The sequence below is a fragment of the Pseudomonas sp. lyk4-R2A-10 genome (assembly GCF_030209075.1).
Classification (GTDB): Bacteria; Pseudomonadota; Gammaproteobacteria; order Pseudomonadales; family Pseudomonadaceae; genus Aquipseudomonas; species Aquipseudomonas glycinae.
Window position 1 is genome coordinate 49463 of the sequence record NZ_JARVSR010000010.1, and the last position, 18718, is coordinate 68180.

Consider the following 18718-nt stretch of genomic DNA (forward strand, 5'->3'; position numbering starts at 1 on the left):
TTTCCGTATGTCTGGAGTGCTCTCGATGCCCGCGTTCAAAACCCTGCCCACTGCCTTGCTGGGGCTGGCCCTGGCCTGTCCGGCCCTGGCTGAAAGCCAGCGCCTGGAGTTGGGGCAGGTGCTGATCGGCGTCGAGGACCGGAGCGGGGAGGATGCGTCGGTTGAAGAGGCCGAGGCGCGGCTTGCGCAGGTGCCCGGCGGCACCAACGTGGTCGATATGCGCCGTCCGTTGCAGGGCCGGGTCGCGAGCAATCAGGACGTATTGGCGTATCAGCCCGGTGTTTATGCCCAGTCAGCGGGCAACGAAGGGACGAAAATCTCGATCCGTGGCTCGGGCATCAACCGTGCCCCCGGCGCCCACGCTTCGGGGCTGTACACGATGCTCGACGGCCTGCCGCTGACCGGCCCCGGCGGTACGCCTTACGAATTACTGGAGCCGCTGTGGCTCGACCATGTAGAAGTGCTGCGCGGTGCCAACGGATTTGAACGCGGTTCGCTGGCTCTCGGCGGGGCGGTCGATTACGTCAGCCACACCGGCTACAACGCGCCACTGCTGAATGTGCGCTATGTCATGGGCAGCCACGGTTATGCCCAGCGACAAGTCAGCTCCGGTCAGGTGCTGGGCGATTTCGATTACTACCTGTCGATGACCGATGCGCATTCCGACGGTTATCAGGATCACACCGCGAGCAAGAGCCAGGGCGTGATCGCCAACTTCGGTTATCGCTTCAATCCGAATCTGGAAACCCGCTTCTACATTCGTCACCGCGAGACCGACAATGACCTCGCCGGTCGGGTGACCAAACACTCCATCGAGCATGATCCGCGCGCGGCCAACCCGGCCTACGTGACGCGCAACGACAGCCGCGATCAGCCCGGCAGCACCTTCATCGGCAACAAGACCACGTACTACATCGATGACGATTCGAGCATTCAGACCGGTCTGGTTTATCACGACTACCCGATGGACCTGCGCGAAGGCCCCAACCGCCTGAAGGTGGCGTACACCGATGTCAGCGGCACGTTCGACTACAAGCGTCGCGACACGCTCTGGGGGATGGAGAGCAACAGCACCGTGGGCCTGCGAGTCACCAAGCACCTGCCTAACGACGGTGCCAGCGAACGGGTGCGGATTCCCACCGGCAACACCGCTGGCTATGCGCCGGGCACCCACATGCGCAACTTCACTTATCAGGGTTCGGATTCTGTCCTGCACGTGGGCAACGACCTGGAAATCGCTGACGACCTGTGGCTGACCACCGGCCTCGCCGCGATCTACACTCGCCGTGAAAGCGCGGTGACCTACCCGGAAGGCGGTGGCAAGACCAGCCTCGGCGACTGGGACTACGCGCCCCGTCTGGGCCTGCGCTATCAGGTGACGCCGGATCTGCAACTGTTCGGCAACCTCAGCCGTTCGGTCGAAGCGCCGCATCCGTGGTCGCTGATCTACAGCTCCAACGTACGCTTCCCGGCCGGTAGCGGCGCAGCGACCGGCACCCAGCGCGACCCGGTCAAACTGCAGAACCAGACCGCGACCACCCTGGAACTCGGCGGCCGCGGCGACAGCGCGTTGGGCGAGTGGAGCCTGGCCTGGTACTACGCTCAAGTGCGCCACGAATTGCTTTCGGTATTGCCGGACGCCAACACCACAACGCCATACGAACTCAATGCCAGCCCGACCGTGCACCAAGGTATTGAAGCCAGCCTGCTCAGCAACCTGTGGTCAGCAAACGATGGCGGCAAGTTGAGCCTGCGCCAGGCCTATACCTTCAGCGACTTCCACTACCGCGACGACGACCGCTTCGGCGACAACCGCTTGCCGGGCCTGCCGATGCATTACTACCAGGGCGAACTGCGCTACGACTTCCCGCAGGGGTTCTTCGCGGCGGTCAACACGCAACTGGTCTCGAAAACCGCAGTGGATTACGCCAACAGCTATTACGCCGATCCTTACGCCACCTTCGGCGCGACCCTCGGTTACAACGCACCGAAAGGCGACTGGCAGACCTGGCTGGACATGCGCAACCTGACCGACAAACACTACGCCGCTACAGTTACGCCGGGCTATGACGATAAAGGACTGGACGCCGCACGCTCCACACCGGGTGAGGGCATGGCGATGTATGTCGGGGTGTCGTGGAGTCTGCTTTGAGGGGCTGGGTTCACCTTGCAGAGCCGCATTGTCCTGCCACCTGAAAAACATTTTGGCGCTGCAAATGTATGCTCATCCCCTTATCAGCCAAAGGTTCCCATGTTCGACAGAAACGACTTTGACCAACTCACGCGACAACAGCTGCTTTTTTGGCCCTGCCACAACGATTGTCCCGGTCTTTACTACCTGACGTATCCATCGAGCGCCTTCCTCGTCCCCTGCGGTCAGGAGTACATTCGAATCACCCGCGTGAGCAAATCGCATCATACGAACGGCTTGAATGTGTGGCTGAATGCCGAGTGGCACGAACGTCAACCAGGTGGGGATCACAGCTTCCCGGAATACGTTGGCGGCGCGCAGTTTGAACCGATTTCCGAAGAGGTTTTCAACCAGTTGGTGGCAGAACGGGCGGTCGAACTGATCGTGCCGCTCAAGCAACCACTGCACGAGCCTTCCGGTTTCATCGGTGCGTTATTGATGTACTCGATGAAAACAGATTTCATCGTCTCGCTTTTCGCCGAATATGAAGACGAATTCATTCATTTCTACTGGCATACATTGGCCTGAACATATCTGCTCGATGAAACCGTTCGGTCACCGGACACCCGAACCTTCGTCCAATTGCCCGATCTTGTTCGCCGGCGTACTGTGACCGGTGATGGCGCAAACCGTGACCATCACCATAACGACAAGATCGAGTGCCTTGCCCATGGACAGCCGCCTGCTGAGCGACCGCAGCAGCGTGTTTCGCCACGCTGACCCGTATGCCGTCTCCGACTATGTGAACCAGCACGTCGGCCAGCATTTCATCGGCCTGTCCAAAACCACCCACCCGCAAGCCAGCCTCAACCACCGCAAACTCGCCGATCTCGATCTGTGCCGCATCAGCTATGGCGGCAGCGTTCGCGTGACGTCGCTGGCGCTGGAAACCGTGTATCACCTGCAAGTCCTGCTGCAAGGCAACTGCCTGTGGCGCGGGCACAAGCGCGAGCATCACCTGGTGCCGGGCGAATTGCTGTTGATCAACCCGGATGATCCGGTCGACCTGACCTATTCCGACGATTGCGAGAAATTCATCCTCAAGGTGCCGGTCAGCGTGCTGGAATCGGTGTGCGACGAACAGCGCTGGCTGCATCCTGCCGGGGGCATCCGGTTCCTGCGCAATCATTACCGGCTCGACGAACTGGAAGGTTTTACCAGCCTGCTGGGCATGATCTGCCAGGAAGCCGAAGCCAGTGACCCGTTGCTGCGGGTGCAGGAGCATTATGCGCAGATCGTCGGCAGCAAACTGATCTCGCTGATGAACACCAACGTCAGCCGTGAATGCCTGAGTTCGCCGAGCGTCAGTTTCGAGCGGATCCTCGACTATATAGAGCGCAACCTGAAGCTGGATCTGCCTGCCGAACACCTGGCGGCCCAGGCGAACATGAGCCCGCGTTCACTGTACGCGCTGTTCGAACGCCAGCTCGGCGTGACCCCGATGCAATACATCCGCCAGCGCAAGCTGGAGCGCATTCATGCCTGTCTCAGCGACCCGAGCTGCCCGGTGCGCAACCTCACCGAACTGGCGCTCGACTACGGCTTCCTGCACCTCGGGCGTTTCTCCGAAAGCTATCGCCAGCAGTTCGGCGAATTGCCGTCCGTGACCTTCAAGCGCCGCCACTGAATTCCCGCCTCGAAACAATCTGAAGCACCTGCTGCGCCGTCCTGCACAAAACGGATAGCGCTCTGCAGGATTCGGATATTGCCGCCCGCGTTGCCTCCCTAATCTGACCTGGCCTGAACAATAACAATGGAGGCCCCGGCCATGTCCCTGGGAATCGACTACCTCAATGCCATGCTTGAAGAGGACCCCGAGAAGGGGGCCTACCGCTGCAAGCGGGAGATGTTCACCGATCCGCGGCTGTTCGAACTGGAGATGGCGCACATCTTCGAAGGCAACTGGATCTACCTCGCCCATGAAAGCCAGATCCCCAACGTCAATGACTTTCTGACCACCACCATGGGCCGCCACCCCGTGTTCATTGCCCGCAACAAGGCCGGTGAACTCAATGCCTTTCTCAATGCGTGCAGCCATCGCGGCGCCATGCTTTGCCGGCACAAGTCCGGCAACCGCTCCAGCTATACCTGCCCGTTCCACGGCTGGACGTTCAACAACAGCGGCAAACTGCTCAAGGTCAAGGACCCGAGCGAGGCCGGCTACCCCGAAGGCTTCAACTGCGAAGGCTCCCATGACCTGACCAAAGTCGCGCGTTTCGAGTCCTATCGCGGCTTTCTGTTCGGCAGCCTGAACGCCGATGTGAAATCCCTCGCCGAGCACCTGGGCGAGTCGGCCAAGATCATCGACATGATCGTCGATCAGTCCCCTGAAGGCCTGGAAGTGCTGCGCGGTTCCAGCTCCTACATCTATGAAGGCAACTGGAAACTCACCGCCGAAAATGGCGCCGATGGCTATCACGTCAGCTCCGTGCACTGGAACTACGCCGCCACTCAGAACCAGCGTCAGCAGCGCGACGCTGGCGAAGAAATCAAGACCATGAGCGCCGGCAGTTGGGCGAAGAAGGGCGGCGGTTTCTACTCGTTCGACCACGGCCACTTGCTGCTCTGGACCCGCTGGGCCAACCCCGAGGACCGTCCGGCCTACGAGCGTCGCGATGAACTGGTCCGGGACTTTGGCCAGGCTCGCGCTGACTGGATGATCGAGAACTCGCGCAACCTGTGCCTGTACCCCAACGTGTATCTGATGGATCAGTTCAGCTCGCAGATCCGCATCGCCCGGCCGATCTCCGTCGACAAGACCGAGATCACCATCTATTGCATTGCCCCCAAAGGCGAGAGCGCCGAGGCCCGGGCCAAGCGCATTCGCCAATACGAAGACTTCTTCAACGTCAGCGGTATGGCCACCCCGGATGACCTCGAAGAGTTCCGCTCATGCCAGACCGGTTACGGCGCCGGGCGCGGCTGGAACGACATGTCCCGTGGTGCGACCCATTGGGTCGAAGGCGCGGACGCGGCGGCCGAGGAAATCGACCTCAAGCCCTTGCTGTCCGGCATGCGCACCGAGGACGAAGGCCTGTTCGTGCTGCAACACAAGTACTGGCAGGAAACCATGCTCAAGGCCACCGCCAGCGATAAAAACCTGATCCCCGTGGAGGCCGTGCAATGAGCAACCTCTACGACACCGTGCGCGATTTTCTCTACCGCGAAGCACGTTATCTGGACGACGGACAGTGGGATCAGTGGCTGGAGCTCTACGCTGCCGACGCCAGTTTCTGGATGCCGGCCTGGGACGACCACGACACCCTGACCGAAGACCCGCAAAGCGAAATCTCGCTGATCTGGTACGGCAACCGTGGCGGTCTCGAAGACCGGGTGTTCCGGATCAAGACCGAGCGCTCCAGTGCGACCATCCCCGACACCCGCACCTCGCACAACCTCAGCAACATCGAGATCGTCGAGCAGGGCGAAGGGCAATGTCAGGTGCGCTTCAACTGGCACACCCTGAGCTTTCGCTATCAGGTCACCGACAGTTATTTCGGCACCAGCTTCTACACCCTCGACCTGCGCGGCGAACAGCCGCTGATCAAGGCCAAGAAAGTCGTGCTGAAGAACGATTACGTCCGTCAGGTCATCGACATCTATCACATCTGATCGAGACGGCGCCGAGCCGGGCTCGACGCTGTGAGCGAGGTGCACCATGAGTTTCCAGATCGCACTGAATTTCGAAGACGGGGTCACCCGTTTCATCGAGGCCTCGGGCCACGAAACCGTTGCCGACGCGGCGTATCGCCAAGGTATCAACATCCCGCTGGACTGCCGCGACGGCGCCTGCGGCACCTGCAAGTGTTTCGCCGAAGCCGGGCGTTACGCCATGGGCGACAATTTCATCGAAGACGCCCTGAGTGACGACGAACTGGCCCAGGGTTATGTGCTGACCTGCCAGATGCGCGCTGAAAGCGACTGCGTGGTGCGGGTGCCGGTCGGCTCGCAGGTGTGCAAGACCGAACAGGCGAGTTATCAAGCGGCGATCAGCGATGTCCGGCAGCTCTCCGAAAGCACCATCGCGCTGTCGCTCAAGGGTGAATCCCTGAGCAAACTGGCGTTCCTGCCAGGGCAATACGTCAACCTGCAAGTACCGGGCAGCGAGCAATCGCGCGCCTATTCCTTCAGCTCGTTGCAGAAGAACGGCGAGGTCAGTTTCCTGATCCGCAATGTCCCCGGCGGCCTGATGAGCAGCTTCCTCACCGGGCTGGCCAAGGCCGGCGACAGCCTGAATCTCGCCGGGCCGCTGGGGAGTTTTTACCTGCGCGAGATCAAGCGGCCGCTGCTGTTGTTGGCCGGCGGCACCGGGCTGGCGCCATTCACGGCGATGCTGGAGAAGATCGCCGAGCAGGGCAGCGAACATCCGGTGCACCTGATCTACGGCGTGACCAACGATTTCGATCTGGTGGAACTCGACCGCCTCGAAGCCTTCGCCGCGCGCATCCCGAATTTCAGCTTCGGCGCCTGCGTGGCCAATCCGCAGAGCCAGCACCCGCTCAAGGGCTACGTCACTCAGCACATTGAACCGCGCCACCTCAACGAAGGCGATGTCGACGTGTACCTGTGCGGCCCGCCGCCGATGGTCGAGGCCGTCAGCCAGTACATCCGCGAGCAGGGCATCACGCCGGCGAACTTCTACTACGAGAAATTCGCGGCGGCCTGAATCTTCTTTCTGAATTGCGAGGGTGTCATGAACAACAGATTCGCCAACAAGGTCGCGCTGGTCACCGGCGCGGCGCAGGGCATCGGTCGCCGGGTGTGCGAGCGCTTCCTGGAGGAGGGCGCGCAGGTCATTGCCGTCGACCGCTCCGGACTGGTTCACGAACTGCAAGGCGAGGGCGTGCTGTCGCTGACCGCCGACCTTGAGCAATACGCCGATTGCGCCCGGGTGATGAGCGCCGCCGTCGATACGTTCGGGCGTCTGGATGTGCTGGTCAACAACGTCGGCGGCACCATTTGGGCCAAGCCGTTCGAGCACTACGAAGTCGAGCAGATCGAGGCCGAAGTGCGCCGTTCGCTGTTCCCGACGCTTTGGTGCTGCCACGCCGCATTGCCGTACATGCTCAAGCAGGATCGCGGGGCGATCGTCAATGTGTCGTCGATTGCGACCCGCAGCCTGAACCGTGTTCCCTACGGCGCGGCCAAGGGCGGGATCAATGCACTGACCGCCTGTCTGGCCTTCGAGAATGCCGAGCGCGGGATCCGGGTTAACGCCACCGCGCCCGGCGGCACCGAAGCGCCGCCTCGGCGCATCCCGCGCAACGCCGCCGAACAATCCGCGCAGGAGCAGGCCTGGTATCAGGAAATCGTCGCGCAAACCCTCGATAGCAGCCTGATGAAACGCTACGGAACCATTGACGAACAGGTCGGCGCGATCCTGTTTCTCGCCTCGGACGACGCCTCCTACATCACCGGTGTAACCCTGCCGGTCGGTGGCGGAGACCTCGGTTGATCACGCTTGAATGGACACTGAAATGAACCGGATCCTGATTGAAAACCTGTCGGCGATCATCGTCGACCTTCCGACTATCCGCCCGCACAAACTGGCGATGCACACGATGCAGAACCAGACGCTGGTGATCCTGCGCCTGCGTTGCAGCGACGGTGTCGAAGGCATCGGCGAAGCCACCACCATCGGCGGCCTGGCCTACGGCTATGAAAGCCCGGAAAGCATCAAGGCCAACATCGATGCGCACCTGGCGCCGGCGCTGATCGGCATGGACGCGGACAACATCAACGTCGCCATGCAGAAGCTCGACAAGATTGCCAAGGGCAACACCTTCGCCAAGTCCGCCATCGAGAGCGCCTTGCTCGACGCCCAAGGCAAACGCCTCGGCCTGCCGGTGAGCGAACTGCTCGGCGGTCGGGTCCGCGAAAGCCTCGAAGTGGCCTGGACCCTGGCCAGCGGCGACACCGCCCGCGACATCGCCGAGGCCGAACAAATGCTGGAAGCGCGGCGGCACCGGATCTTCAAACTGAAGATCGGCGCCAACCCGCTGGAGCAGGATCTGAAACACGTGGTGGCGATCAAGAAAGCCCTGGGCGAGCGTGCCAGTGTGCGGGTCGACGTCAACCAGTATTGGGACGAGTCCCAGGCAATTCGCGGCTGCCGGGTGCTCGGCGACAACGGTATCGACCTGATCGAGCAGCCGATCTCGCGAGTCAATCGTTCCGGTCAGATTCGTCTGAACCAGCGCAGCCTGGCACCGATCATGGCCGATGAATCCATCGAAAGCGTCGAGGACGCGTTCAGCCTCGCCGCCGACGGCGCCGCCAGCGTCTTCGCCCTGAAGATCGCCAAGAACGGCGGCCCGCGCGCCGTGTTGCGCACCGCGCAAATCGCTGAAGCCGCCGGCATCGCCCTGTACGGCGGCACCATGCTCGAAGGCTCCGTCGGCACGTCGGCCTCGGCCCATGCGTTCCTTACGCTCAGGCAATTGACCTGGGACACCGAGCTGTTTGGTCCGCTGTTGCTCACCGAAGACATTGTCACCGAGCGCCCGCAATACCGCGACTTTCACCTGCACATTCCACGCACCCCGGGCCTGGGCCTGACACTGGATGAAGAGCGTCTGGCGCGTTTTCGCCGGCACTGACCCCTAAGGAGAACGCCATGCTGTTCCACGTAAAAATGACCGTGAAATTGCCCGCCGACATGGATCAGGCCGTTGCCACAAAACTCAAGGCCGACGAAAAGGAACTCGCCCAGCGCCTGCAACGCGAAGGCCAGTGGCGCCACCTATGGCGCATCGCCGGGCACTACGCCAATTACAGCGTGTTCGACGTGCCCAGCGTCGAAGCGCTGCACGACACCCTCATGCTGCTGCCGCTGTTTCCCTACATGGAAATCGAGATCGACGGCCTCTGCCGCCATCCCTCGTCGATCCACACCGACGACCGCTGAGCCCAAAAATGAATCCACCGCTGAAACCTGTGGGAGCTGGCAAGCCAGCTCCCACAGGGAATGTGGTTGATCCGAGAGAGCCGAGTAAACACAACAACAAGATGAGGTGAACACCATGACCGTGAAGATTGCCCACACTGCCGAACTGCAAAAATTCTTCGAAGAAGCCGCCGGTTTTGCCAACGATGGCGGCAGCTCGCGCTTGAAAACCATCGTCCTGCGAGTGTTGCAGGACACCGCCCGGATCATCGAAGACCTTGAGATCAGCGAAGACGAATTCTGGAAAGCCGTCGATTACCTCAACCGTCTGGGCGGCCGCTCGGAAGCCGGGCTGCTGGTGGCCGGCCTCGGCCTCGAGCATTTCCTCGACCTGCTGCAGGACGCCAAGGACGCGCAGATCGGCTTGACCGGCGGCACGCCGCGCACCATCGAAGGCCCGTTGTACGTGGCCGGCGCGCCGCTGTACGAAGGGGAATGCCGGATGGACGACGGCAGCGAGGAGGGCATCGCCACGCTGATGTTGCTCGAAGGTCAGGTGTTCGATCCGCAAGGCCAGCCGCTCGCCGGCGCCACGGTCGACCTGTGGCACGCCAACACCAAAGGTACTTACTCGTTCTTCGACCAGAGCCAGTCCGAATACAACCTGCGCCGGCGGATCATCACCGACGCCGAAGGCCGCTATCGCGCCCGCAGCATCGTGCCGTCCGGTTACGGCTGCGACCCGCAAGGCCCGACCCAGGAATGCCTGAACCTGCTCGGCCGCCACGGCCAGCGCCCGGCTCATATTCACTTCTTCATTTCCGCACCGGGACACCGGCATCTGACGACGCAGATCAATCTGTCCGGGGACAAATATCTGTGGGATGACTTCGCGTATGCGACCCGTGAAGGGTTGGTCGGGGAGGTCGAGTTTCTGGAGGATGCAGCGGGACGCCGAGCCGAGTTGAAGTTCGACTTCCAGTTGCAGCAGGCGCCGGATGCGGCGGCGCAACAGCGCAGTCAGCGGCCACGGGCGTTGCAGGAAGCCTGATTTCGGAGTTCTGATGGGATTGGCTGAACTGCGCAAAAAGTTGCGCAGTTGCCCGTAATAAAATCACGGTGAAAGCCACGGCAAGCTCTCTATATCGGGGCTTACAGCCAAGTGCGCAAGAAGTTGCACAGCACTGCGCAACTTCTTGCGCACTTTTTCGCTGTTTCCTACAGCCAAAAACGAACTTATCCCACGCAAGCATCGTAAGTCTTTGATGGGTAAAAGCCCTGATGTGGCTGGCACGACTTTTGATATCTCCTTGGCCACCTGGGCAGGCAATCACGCCGTCCGGTCCTGTCTTTTGAGCAAGGAGCACACCCCATGGCAACACCAGCGTACATGTCGGTTACCGGCGAAAAACAAGGCCTGATCACTGCCGGCGCGTTCACCGCCGACTCCGTTGGCAACACCTACCAGGAAGGTCATGAAGACCAAGTCATGGTTCAGGCGTTCACCCACGACGTGATCATCCCGCGTGACCCGCAATCCGGTCAGCCAACCGGTCAGCGCGTGCACAAGCCAGTTGTGATCACCAAGGTCTACGACAAGGCTTCGCCGCTGCTGCAAGCGGCTCTGACTTCCGGCGAGCGCATGAGCGAAATCGTCATCCAGTGGTACCGCACCTCGGCGCAAGGCACCCAGGAGCACTACTACACCACCAAACTGGAAGACGCGATCATCGTCGCCATCAACAACAAAATGCACAACTGCCAGGACCCGGCGAACGCCCACTTCACTCATCTGGAAGAAGTGCAGTTCACCTACCGCAAAATCACCTGGACCCACGAAGTCTCCGGTACTTCGGGTTCCGATGACTGGCGTGCTCCGGTCGTTTAATCGCGACTGATGGTTGTATCGCCTCGGCCGGTTTCGCCGGTCGAGGCACCTTCACTACTCAAAGAATTTTCAGCGTCAGATCCTTATTGATCTGGCGTGCGCTGCAGCACAGCACGAGGGACAAGGGAATGTTCTCACCGGCCAACCAGGCTCATTTCAACCTGACCATCGATGGCGCGGACAGCGATTTTCAGGTGCTGTCGTTCACCGGTCGGGAAGCCCTCAACACGCCCTTCGAATTCGAGCTGGAACTGGTCAGTGAAAAGGCCTCGATCAACCTCGAAAGCCTGCTGCACAAACTGGCGTTTCTTCAGCTCTCGCCGAGCGGTACCGGTATTCACGGGCTGATCTACAGCATCGCCCAGGGCGAGGCGGGCAAGCGCCTGACCCGCTACAGGATTTCCCTGCGCCCGCAGCTTTCATACCTCGCGCACCGCTTCAACCAGCGCATCTTCCAGCAGATGACCGTGCAGCAAATCATCAGCCAGGTGCTGGAAGAACACGGCATTCTCGCCAGCGATTACCACTTCCAGCTGAGCGCGGTTTACCCCGAGCGCATCTATTGCACGCAGTACGATGAAAGTGACCTGCATTTCGTCCAGCGCCTGTGCGAAGAGGAGGGGATTCACTACCACTTTCAGCACACGTCCAGCGGCCACAAACTGACCTTCGGCGATGACCAGACGGTGTTCCCGAAACTGGCGCCGGTGGCCTATCAGCAGGACTCCGGGCTGGTGGCGGACAAACCGGTGGTCAAGCGTTTCGGCCTGCGCCTGGCCACCCGCACCAGCCGCACCACGCGGCGCGATTACGACTTCGTCAAACCGAAGATCGAGCTGGAAAGCGACGCCAAGAGCAGCGCCCAGCCGGATCTGGAAGATTACGACTACCCGGGCCGTTTCGTGGACCGCGAGCGCGGCAAGCACCTGGCCAATCGCAATCTCGAACGCCACCGCAGTGACTATCGCCTGGCCGAGGGCAACAGCGACCAGCCGGTTCTGGTTACCGGGCATTTTTTGGCCCTGACCGACCACGCCAATCCGACGTGGAACGATCTGTGGCTGCTCACCGAAATCTTCCACGAAGGCAAGCAGCCGCAAGTGCTGGAAGAGTCGGTGACCAGCGACACCACCGATCACAAGGACGATTTCCACCAGGGCTATCGCAACCGCTTCAACGCGATCCCGTGGGACGTGCCGTACCGTCCGCCGCTGGACCACCCGAAACCCAAAGTCCTCGGTTCGCAAAGCGCCGTGGTCACCGGCCCCGAAGGCGAAGAAATCTTCTGCGACCAATACGGTCGGGTGAAGGTGCAGTTCTTCTGGGACCGCGAAGGCCAGCACGACGACAAGACCACCTGCTGGATGCGCGTGGCCTCCAGTTGGGCCGCCGAGACCTTTGGTTCGATCAACATTCCGCGGGTCGGCATGGAAGTGCTGATCACCTTCCTCGAAGGCGATCCCGACCAGCCGCTGATCACCGGGTGCCTGTACCACGGCGCCAACCTGCCGCCGTACAAACTGCCGGACTTCAAGACCCTGGCCACGGTCAAGAGCAAGGAATACAAGGGCAGCCGCGCCAATGAACTGCGCATCGACGACACCACCAGCGAGATCAGCATCGCGCTGCGCAGCGATCACGGCGCGAGCGCGATCAACCTCGGTTACCTGACCCACCCGCGCCCAAGCGGCGGTCAGCCTCGGGGTGAAGGTTTTGAGTTAAGAACCGACCGCCACGGCGCCGTGCGTGCCGGAGCCGGTCTGCTGATTACCACCGAACCGCGTCCGAACGAATCGAAACACCACAAGGACCTGCCGGAAACCGCCGAACGCCTGGCCACCGCCAGCGATCAACAGGACGGTTTCGCCACGCAGGCCAAAGAGCTTCAGGCCCAGGAAGCCGGCGATCAGGACGACGTGGCCAAGGCCTTGCACGCGCAGCATCAAGGCGTGCTCGGCTCGGGACCTGCGAACCTCACCGCCAACGAATTCCCCGAATTCACCGAGCCGCATCTGGTACTCGCCAGCCCCGCCGGCATCGCCCTGACCACACCGCGCTCCAGCCACATCGCCACCGGCGAACACCTGGCGCTGAGCAGCACCGGCCACACCAGTTTTTCCATCGGCAAACGCCTGCTGGCCAGCGCCAGTCGCGGCATGCGCCTGTTCGTGCAGAGCATGGGCTGGCGGCTGGTGGCGGCGTCCGGCGACATCGACGTCAAGGCACTCAAGGACAGCATCAACCTGCTGGCCAAGCTCAACATCACCGCGAACGCCGACCGCATCACCATCACCGCCAAGACCGAACTGGTGATCCAGGGTGGCGGCAGCGCCACGACCTACAACGCCGGCGGCATCACCCACGCCACCAGCGGCCCGTACACCGCCCACGCGGCGAACTTCGCTTATACCGGGGCGAAATCCCTGGCGGGCGTTTTCCCGGAACCGCCGAAACCGGGCAAGGGCAACCTTGAATTGTTCAACCAGTACGCCGGGCGTCAGGGCATCAAGGACGGCGATTACGAAGTCATCGATGCCTTGGGCAAAAGCATCAAGGGCAAGCTCGACGCGAAGGGCTTCGCCAGCGTCGCCGGCGCCGCACCGGGGCCGGCGCGGGTGCTGTTCGGCAAGGATCCGGCGGATACCTGGAGTGAAGGCAGTTACATCGGTAAACCGGAATGGCCGTTGAATCCGCCGGGGGCCGAAGACATTCCGAGTCAGGTGCAGGCGATGGTGGCGCAGGCGCTGCCGAGCAAGAACTGGGACATGTTGGAGAAGGGCAAGGAATTGGCACAGACAGGGATGGGTGCAATGCAGACCGCACAAGGCGCGATGCAAACGGCGCAGCAGGTGAAAGGTGTGGTGCAGGGCGGGGTGGCCGGGCTGCCGAAACTGGCGAGTGCGGCGATGCCGAGTGCGTCGGGAATCCTCGGGGCGGCGAGCAAGGCGGGCAAGTTGCCGAGTCTGCCGGTGCCGACGCTTCCAAAACCTGCTTTGAATACTCCGGAATTGCTGGCGGGTGAGGTGCTGTCATGACAACTGGGGGCGGTGGTGCGAAACAGCGTGAGCCGCAAGTCGCGGTGGTACCCCTCAACACGATCGATATTCAGGATGTCGGACGCGGCGCTGCCAAATTCGATGCCTGGTTGCAGTCCATCAGCGGCGGTGTCGTCACACTCGATCGGGTCAAGAACGTCGCGGGTGCTCTTCCTGTCGTGGGCAACATCATGGCGTTGGTTGATGCCCTCGGAGACATCGTCACCCTGGCCAAAAGCAAACAGCGTCAAGTGCTGGATTGGGTCAGCCTGGGTATCAACCTGATTGGTGTATTGCCTGCGCCACCGACCATGGCTTCTGCGCGCATGACACTACGCCCGACCCTGGGGCTGGTGCGTCAGGAACTGCGTAACAGCGCCAAGATGCTGCTGGGGGACTCTCTGATTGAAGTGTTGATCGGGCATCTGAACGCGACCATCGTCGGCACCATCGATGACTTCGTCAAACAGGCACAACCCAAACTGGCGGGCATTCTCGACGACGCTGGAAAACTGGGTCAAAGCGCGGTGAACGAGATCGCCAAGGGCCTGGAAAAGGTGGTCAACGGCAAGCTCGATGCGAAGGGAGACCTCAATGCGGCCGGTTCGAAAATCACGGCGGCGCGCGGTCAGTTGTTGCATGACCCCAAGGCGGCTATCAGCAACATTTTCGGTGCCGCTTTCAGTGCCTACAAGGCTGCAGGCAAAGGCGTTGCCAACAGTGCCGCCAAGAACTTGCTGCCGGAGAAAGCCAAGGCTCTGGTACTGAGCAACACATCGATGCTTCGCACGCTGGGGGTGGAGCTGCAATCCCAGATGAAAAAGCTTGGTGACCCGGGCGTTCAGCATTCCATCGGCTGGCTGTTGCAGATGTTGGCGGGCTCTGTAGTAACTTGGCGCAAACGTCGCTCTCATGGTCAGGCCGCCAGTGTCAAACCGGGGGCCACGAGCAAGGCAGAACAACGCGCCGGCAAAGGCCAACTGGAGTTGCAGCAAAGCCAGGCTCGAGCCCGTTCTGATGCCAGTGATTGCAAGAATCGCGTCCCGACAGGCACGAAAAGAAACATCAGCTTTGCACGCGGCACGGAAACCATCACCCACACGGATTTCCGTTTGCCGGGCCCGTTTCCCGTCGTCTGGAACCGTACTTATTACTCGAATCTGGAGGCCTACGACAAAGGCAGCCTGGGTGCTCGCTGGATCAACGAGTTCACCACTTGTTTCGATTATGTGGATGACGGGTTGGTCTTTCATGCGGCCGATGGCCGAAGTCATGAGTTTGCGTTGCCCAAAGTCGGCGAAGCCCATCATGACCCGATTGAAAACCTGACTCTGATTCGCTCAGGTGAAAATCAATTGCTGCTGTGCCGCGGCGTCGAGCGAAAGGAGACCTACGTGCGTCGTGGGGCACGCTTTCTGCTCGCCGGCATCGAGCTGCGCAGCGGTGCTGGAATCATGCTGCACTATGAGCACATGCATGGTGATGAGCCGGTGCTCTCTGACCTGCTCACCTATCAGGGGGACGTTACAAAGGTTCATCTACAACTCGGAACACTGATCGATGACCACGGACGTCTGACAGGTTTGTGGGAGATCGCCGATGGCATTCCTCAGCGCCAACTGTGTGCCTATCACTATGATGCGTTGGGCGATCTGGTTCAGGCACGGGATGAAAACGGTTATGCCTGGAATTATGAATTTCGCAGCCATCTGATCACGCGATACACCGACCGGACCGGGCGGGGCATGAATTTGCAATGGCAGGGGGACGGCTCCGATGCCAAAGCGATTCGTGAATGGGCGGATGATGGAAGCTTCGATACTCGACTTGAGTGGGACGAAAACATTCGTCTGACCTACGTCACTGACGCTCACGGCAATGAGACCTGGCACTACTACGACATTCTTGGCTACACGTACCGTATCCGTCATCCGGATGAGCGTTCGGAGTGGTTGTTCCGCGATGAGGCCAAAAATGTCGTGCGACATGTCCACACCGATGGAAGCGTTGATCGGTTCAGCTACGACGAGCGTGGCAATCTTCTCGAACACATCCGTGCCGATAACACCGTAATGCATTACGCATACGATGATCTGGACCAACTGATCAAGGTTAGTGATGCAGAGGGCGGACAGTGGACCAGAGCTTATGACGACAGCGGCAATCTTGTGGAAGCTGTCGATCCTCTGGGTAACAAGACGGAGTACACCTACACATCTGCCGGTTATCCGGAGACCGTCAAGGATGCTAACGGAGCAGAGAAGAAATTCGAATACAACGATGCCGGTCAGTTGACCGGGTACACCGATTGTTCCGGCAAAACCAGTACCTGGGAGTACAACGGCCTGGGTCAGTTGATTTGCTTTACCGATGCGGCAGGGCAAAGCACCGAGTATGAGTATGTGGCAGGTCAACTGGTGTTGATCAGGCATCCGGACAAGTCTGAGGAGCGTTTCAGTCGCGATGCCGAAGGGCGACTGTTGGCCCATGTCGACGGCCTGAACCGCTGCACCACCTGGAACTACAGCGCCGCCGGCCTTATCGCCGAGCGAGTGGATGCGGCTGAGCAAACGTTGCGCTATCGCTGGGACCGTCTCGGTCGTTTGACCGCTTTGGAGAACGAAAATGAGCGTAGCGCCCATTTTCACTACGATCCGATGGGGCGGTTATTGGAGGAAACAGGTTTCGACGGCCATATTACGCGCTACCAGTACGACACTGAATCAGGTCGTTTGAGCAGCAAGCTTGATGGCGAGCGGCGAGTGGCTTTCCAATTCGACCTGATGGGCCGTCTGATAGAGCGCCGTGCGAGTCTGGGCGAACAGGTACAAAGTGAAACATTTGCCTACGATGGCAACGGCAATATGACACTGGCTGAAAATGATCACAGTCGCTTGCAGTGGTTCCACGATCCGGCGGGCAACCTGCTGCGTGAACATCAGCATTATCTGAGTCTGGAGCAGCCTCGGATCGCAGTCTGGCAACATGAATACGATGCCCTGAATCAGCGAGTAGCGACTGTGCGTCCGGATGGCCAAAGAGTCAGTTGGATGACCTACGGCAGCGGGCACTTGCTGGGATTGAAAGTGGATGACCACGAGTTGCTGGCCTGGGAGCGTGATGATCTGCATCGCGAAATCGCCCGTCATCAGGGCAACCATTTATTGCAGACGCAGAAGTGGGACCCGGCTGGGCAGTTGCAGGAGCAATTGTTGGGTCGTAGCGATGACAAGCGCACGTTGCTCAAGCGTGAATATCAATATGATCCTGCGGGCCAACTGATCCTTCTCAACGACACGCGACGCGGGCCGCTGACGTATCAGTACGATCCGGTGGGGCGCCTGATCAAGGCGGCGAGTCGACAGGGTGTGGAAACTTTCGCCTTTGATCCTGCCGGTAACTTGCTTGATGAGCCGGTTGAACAGATGCGCCGACCTCTGGATCAGGACCCGATGCGTAGCAAGCGGGTGGACAACCTGCTGCGCGAGTACTCGGGTACCCACTATGAATACGATGATCGAGGCAATCTGATACAGCGTTGGCACAACGGCAGTATCGCCAGAATGCGCTGGGATTTGTTCGACCGTTTGGTTCACTTTGATGATGCCCGACTGGAAGTCGAGTATGCCTACGATGTATTGGGACGCCGTCTTTACAAGAACTCGACTGCGCATTTCAAGCGACGGCCTGAAGCCGGATCACAGTGGAACGACAATGAGTTTGTCCGCAAGCAGCGAGAGTCGGGTTGTGGTTTCACATTGTATGGCTGGGACGGCGATACGCTGGCCTGGGAGAGCAGTCCGGCTCTGCTGGATGGTGATCCCGGACGCACGGTGCATTACATCTATGAGCCGGGTACTTACATTCCGGTTGCGCAAGCTTTGCGACACCAGCCAATCATTCTGATGGGGCAGCCTGACTTCAGCGGCGAGTATCAATTGGAGGACGACCCGCTGTGGAACCACGTACCTGTGGCACTGCCAATCGACGTGTTGAGTTGGTATCAATGCGACCGAATGGGGACGCCTCTGGAGTTGACCGACCAGAATGGCGAAATAGCCTGGAGCGCTCAGTACAAGGCATGGGGGAGCGTGTCTGAGCAGCGTTCGCCAATGGCGCAGCAACAGGGTATTGGCAACCCGATTCGCCTCCAGGGGCAATATCACGATCATGAAACGGGGCTGCATTACAATCGTTATCGTTATTACGATCCGTTGATTGGACGCTTCATCAGCAAAGATCCCATCGGTTATGACGGTGGGCTGAACCTCTTTGTATATGCGCCGAGTCCACTGGGCTGGATTGACCCGCTAGGCTTGGCAAGATGTCCGTGTGCCGATCTGAAGAAAGGCAACCCTGAAGGAACCGGGCCATTCAGAGGTGGATCTTACGGAGGCACCACGGCCTCGGGGATCGAGTCGCATCACATGCCGGCAGACAGCACCAGTCCGATTAAGAGAAGCCAGGGGCCAGCAATACAAATGGAGCCCTATGACCATAGCCAAACAATGAGTCACGGCCACCAGGGTAATCCCGGAAAAGCCTATCGAGCTCAGGTTCAGTCAAAAATCGAAGTGGGAGACATGAGAGGTGCAATGGCGATGGAGATCAGAGATGTGCGCCGTGTAGCCACTCAGGTCGGACAACCCAGAAAGTACAATGAAGCAATGCAAGAAATGCTGGCGTATGCCAAGTGCCGTAAATTTCTGGATAAGTGA

General features: G+C 60.2%; 13 protein-coding genes. All 13 read left to right on the plus strand.

All coding sequences use genetic code 11. The features are described from left to right. Positions 1-25 precede the first annotated feature (25 nt). The 13 genes from QRN46_RS13575 (at position 26) to QRN46_RS13635 (ending at position 18718) form a co-directional block, all read left to right on the plus strand. Entirely contained in the window at positions 26-2152 is a 2127-nt protein-coding gene (locus QRN46_RS13575; protein ID WP_221614919.1) for a TonB-dependent receptor family protein, read from the plus strand. Between the two features lie 15 nt (positions 2153-2167). Continuing rightward, the gene (locus QRN46_RS13580) at positions 2168-2719 is read left to right on the plus strand and encodes a hypothetical protein (protein WP_236676669.1); all 552 of its coding nucleotides are present in this window, start codon (positions 2168-2170) and stop codon (positions 2717-2719) included. 142 nt (positions 2720-2861) lie between these two features. After that, a complete protein-coding gene (locus QRN46_RS13585) occupies positions 2862-3818 on the plus strand; it encodes an AraC family transcriptional regulator (protein ID WP_285355204.1) in 957 nt (318 codons plus the stop codon). 141 nt (positions 3819-3959) lie between these two features. Then, entirely contained in the window at positions 3960-5318 is a 1359-nt protein-coding gene (gene benA / locus QRN46_RS13590) for a benzoate 1,2-dioxygenase large subunit (RefSeq protein WP_201820133.1), read from the plus strand. After that, positions 5315-5803 carry a benzoate 1,2-dioxygenase small subunit gene (gene benB / locus QRN46_RS13595; protein WP_011333747.1) on the plus strand — a complete coding sequence of 163 codons (489 nt, stop codon included), beginning with the start codon at positions 5315-5317 and terminating at the stop codon, positions 5801-5803. The genes benA and benB overlap by 4 nt, the downstream gene beginning before the upstream one ends. Before the next feature lie 46 nt (positions 5804-5849). Next, positions 5850-6857 (plus strand): benzoate 1,2-dioxygenase electron transfer component BenC, encoded by a 1008-nt coding sequence (benC, locus tag QRN46_RS13600; RefSeq protein ID WP_201820129.1) that lies wholly within the window; start codon positions 5850-5852, stop codon positions 6855-6857. Between the two features lie 27 nt (positions 6858-6884). Next, on the plus strand, positions 6885-7646 hold the full coding sequence (locus QRN46_RS13605) for a 1,6-dihydroxycyclohexa-2,4-diene-1-carboxylate dehydrogenase (protein WP_011333749.1): 762 nt from the start codon (positions 6885-6887) through the stop codon (positions 7644-7646). A 22-nt stretch (positions 7647-7668) separates the two neighbouring features. Beyond that, positions 7669-8790, plus strand: a complete 1122-nt coding sequence (locus QRN46_RS13610) for a muconate cycloisomerase family protein (RefSeq protein WP_201820127.1) — start codon at positions 7669-7671, stop codon at positions 8788-8790. 17 nt (positions 8791-8807) lie between these two features. After that, the gene (catC, locus tag QRN46_RS13615) at positions 8808-9098 is read left to right on the plus strand and encodes a muconolactone Delta-isomerase (protein WP_201820125.1); all 291 of its coding nucleotides are present in this window, start codon (positions 8808-8810) and stop codon (positions 9096-9098) included. A gap of 115 nt (positions 9099-9213) precedes the next feature. Then, the gene (catA, locus tag QRN46_RS13620) at positions 9214-10128 is read left to right on the plus strand and encodes a catechol 1,2-dioxygenase (RefSeq protein ID WP_201820123.1); all 915 of its coding nucleotides are present in this window, start codon (positions 9214-9216) and stop codon (positions 10126-10128) included. A gap of 321 nt (positions 10129-10449) precedes the next feature. Continuing rightward, a complete protein-coding gene (locus QRN46_RS13625; RefSeq protein WP_169430015.1) occupies positions 10450-10965 on the plus strand; it encodes an Hcp family type VI secretion system effector in 516 nt (171 codons plus the stop codon). A gap of 128 nt (positions 10966-11093) precedes the next feature. Next, positions 11094-14000, plus strand: coding sequence for a type VI secretion system Vgr family protein (locus QRN46_RS13630; protein WP_221614915.1), 2907 nt, complete (start codon positions 11094-11096; stop codon positions 13998-14000). Then, positions 13997-18718: an RHS repeat-associated core domain-containing protein gene (locus QRN46_RS13635; protein WP_201818077.1), complete on the plus strand. Its 4722-nt coding sequence runs from the start codon at positions 13997-13999 to the stop codon at positions 18716-18718. Before QRN46_RS13630 ends, QRN46_RS13635 begins: the two co-directional genes overlap by 4 nt.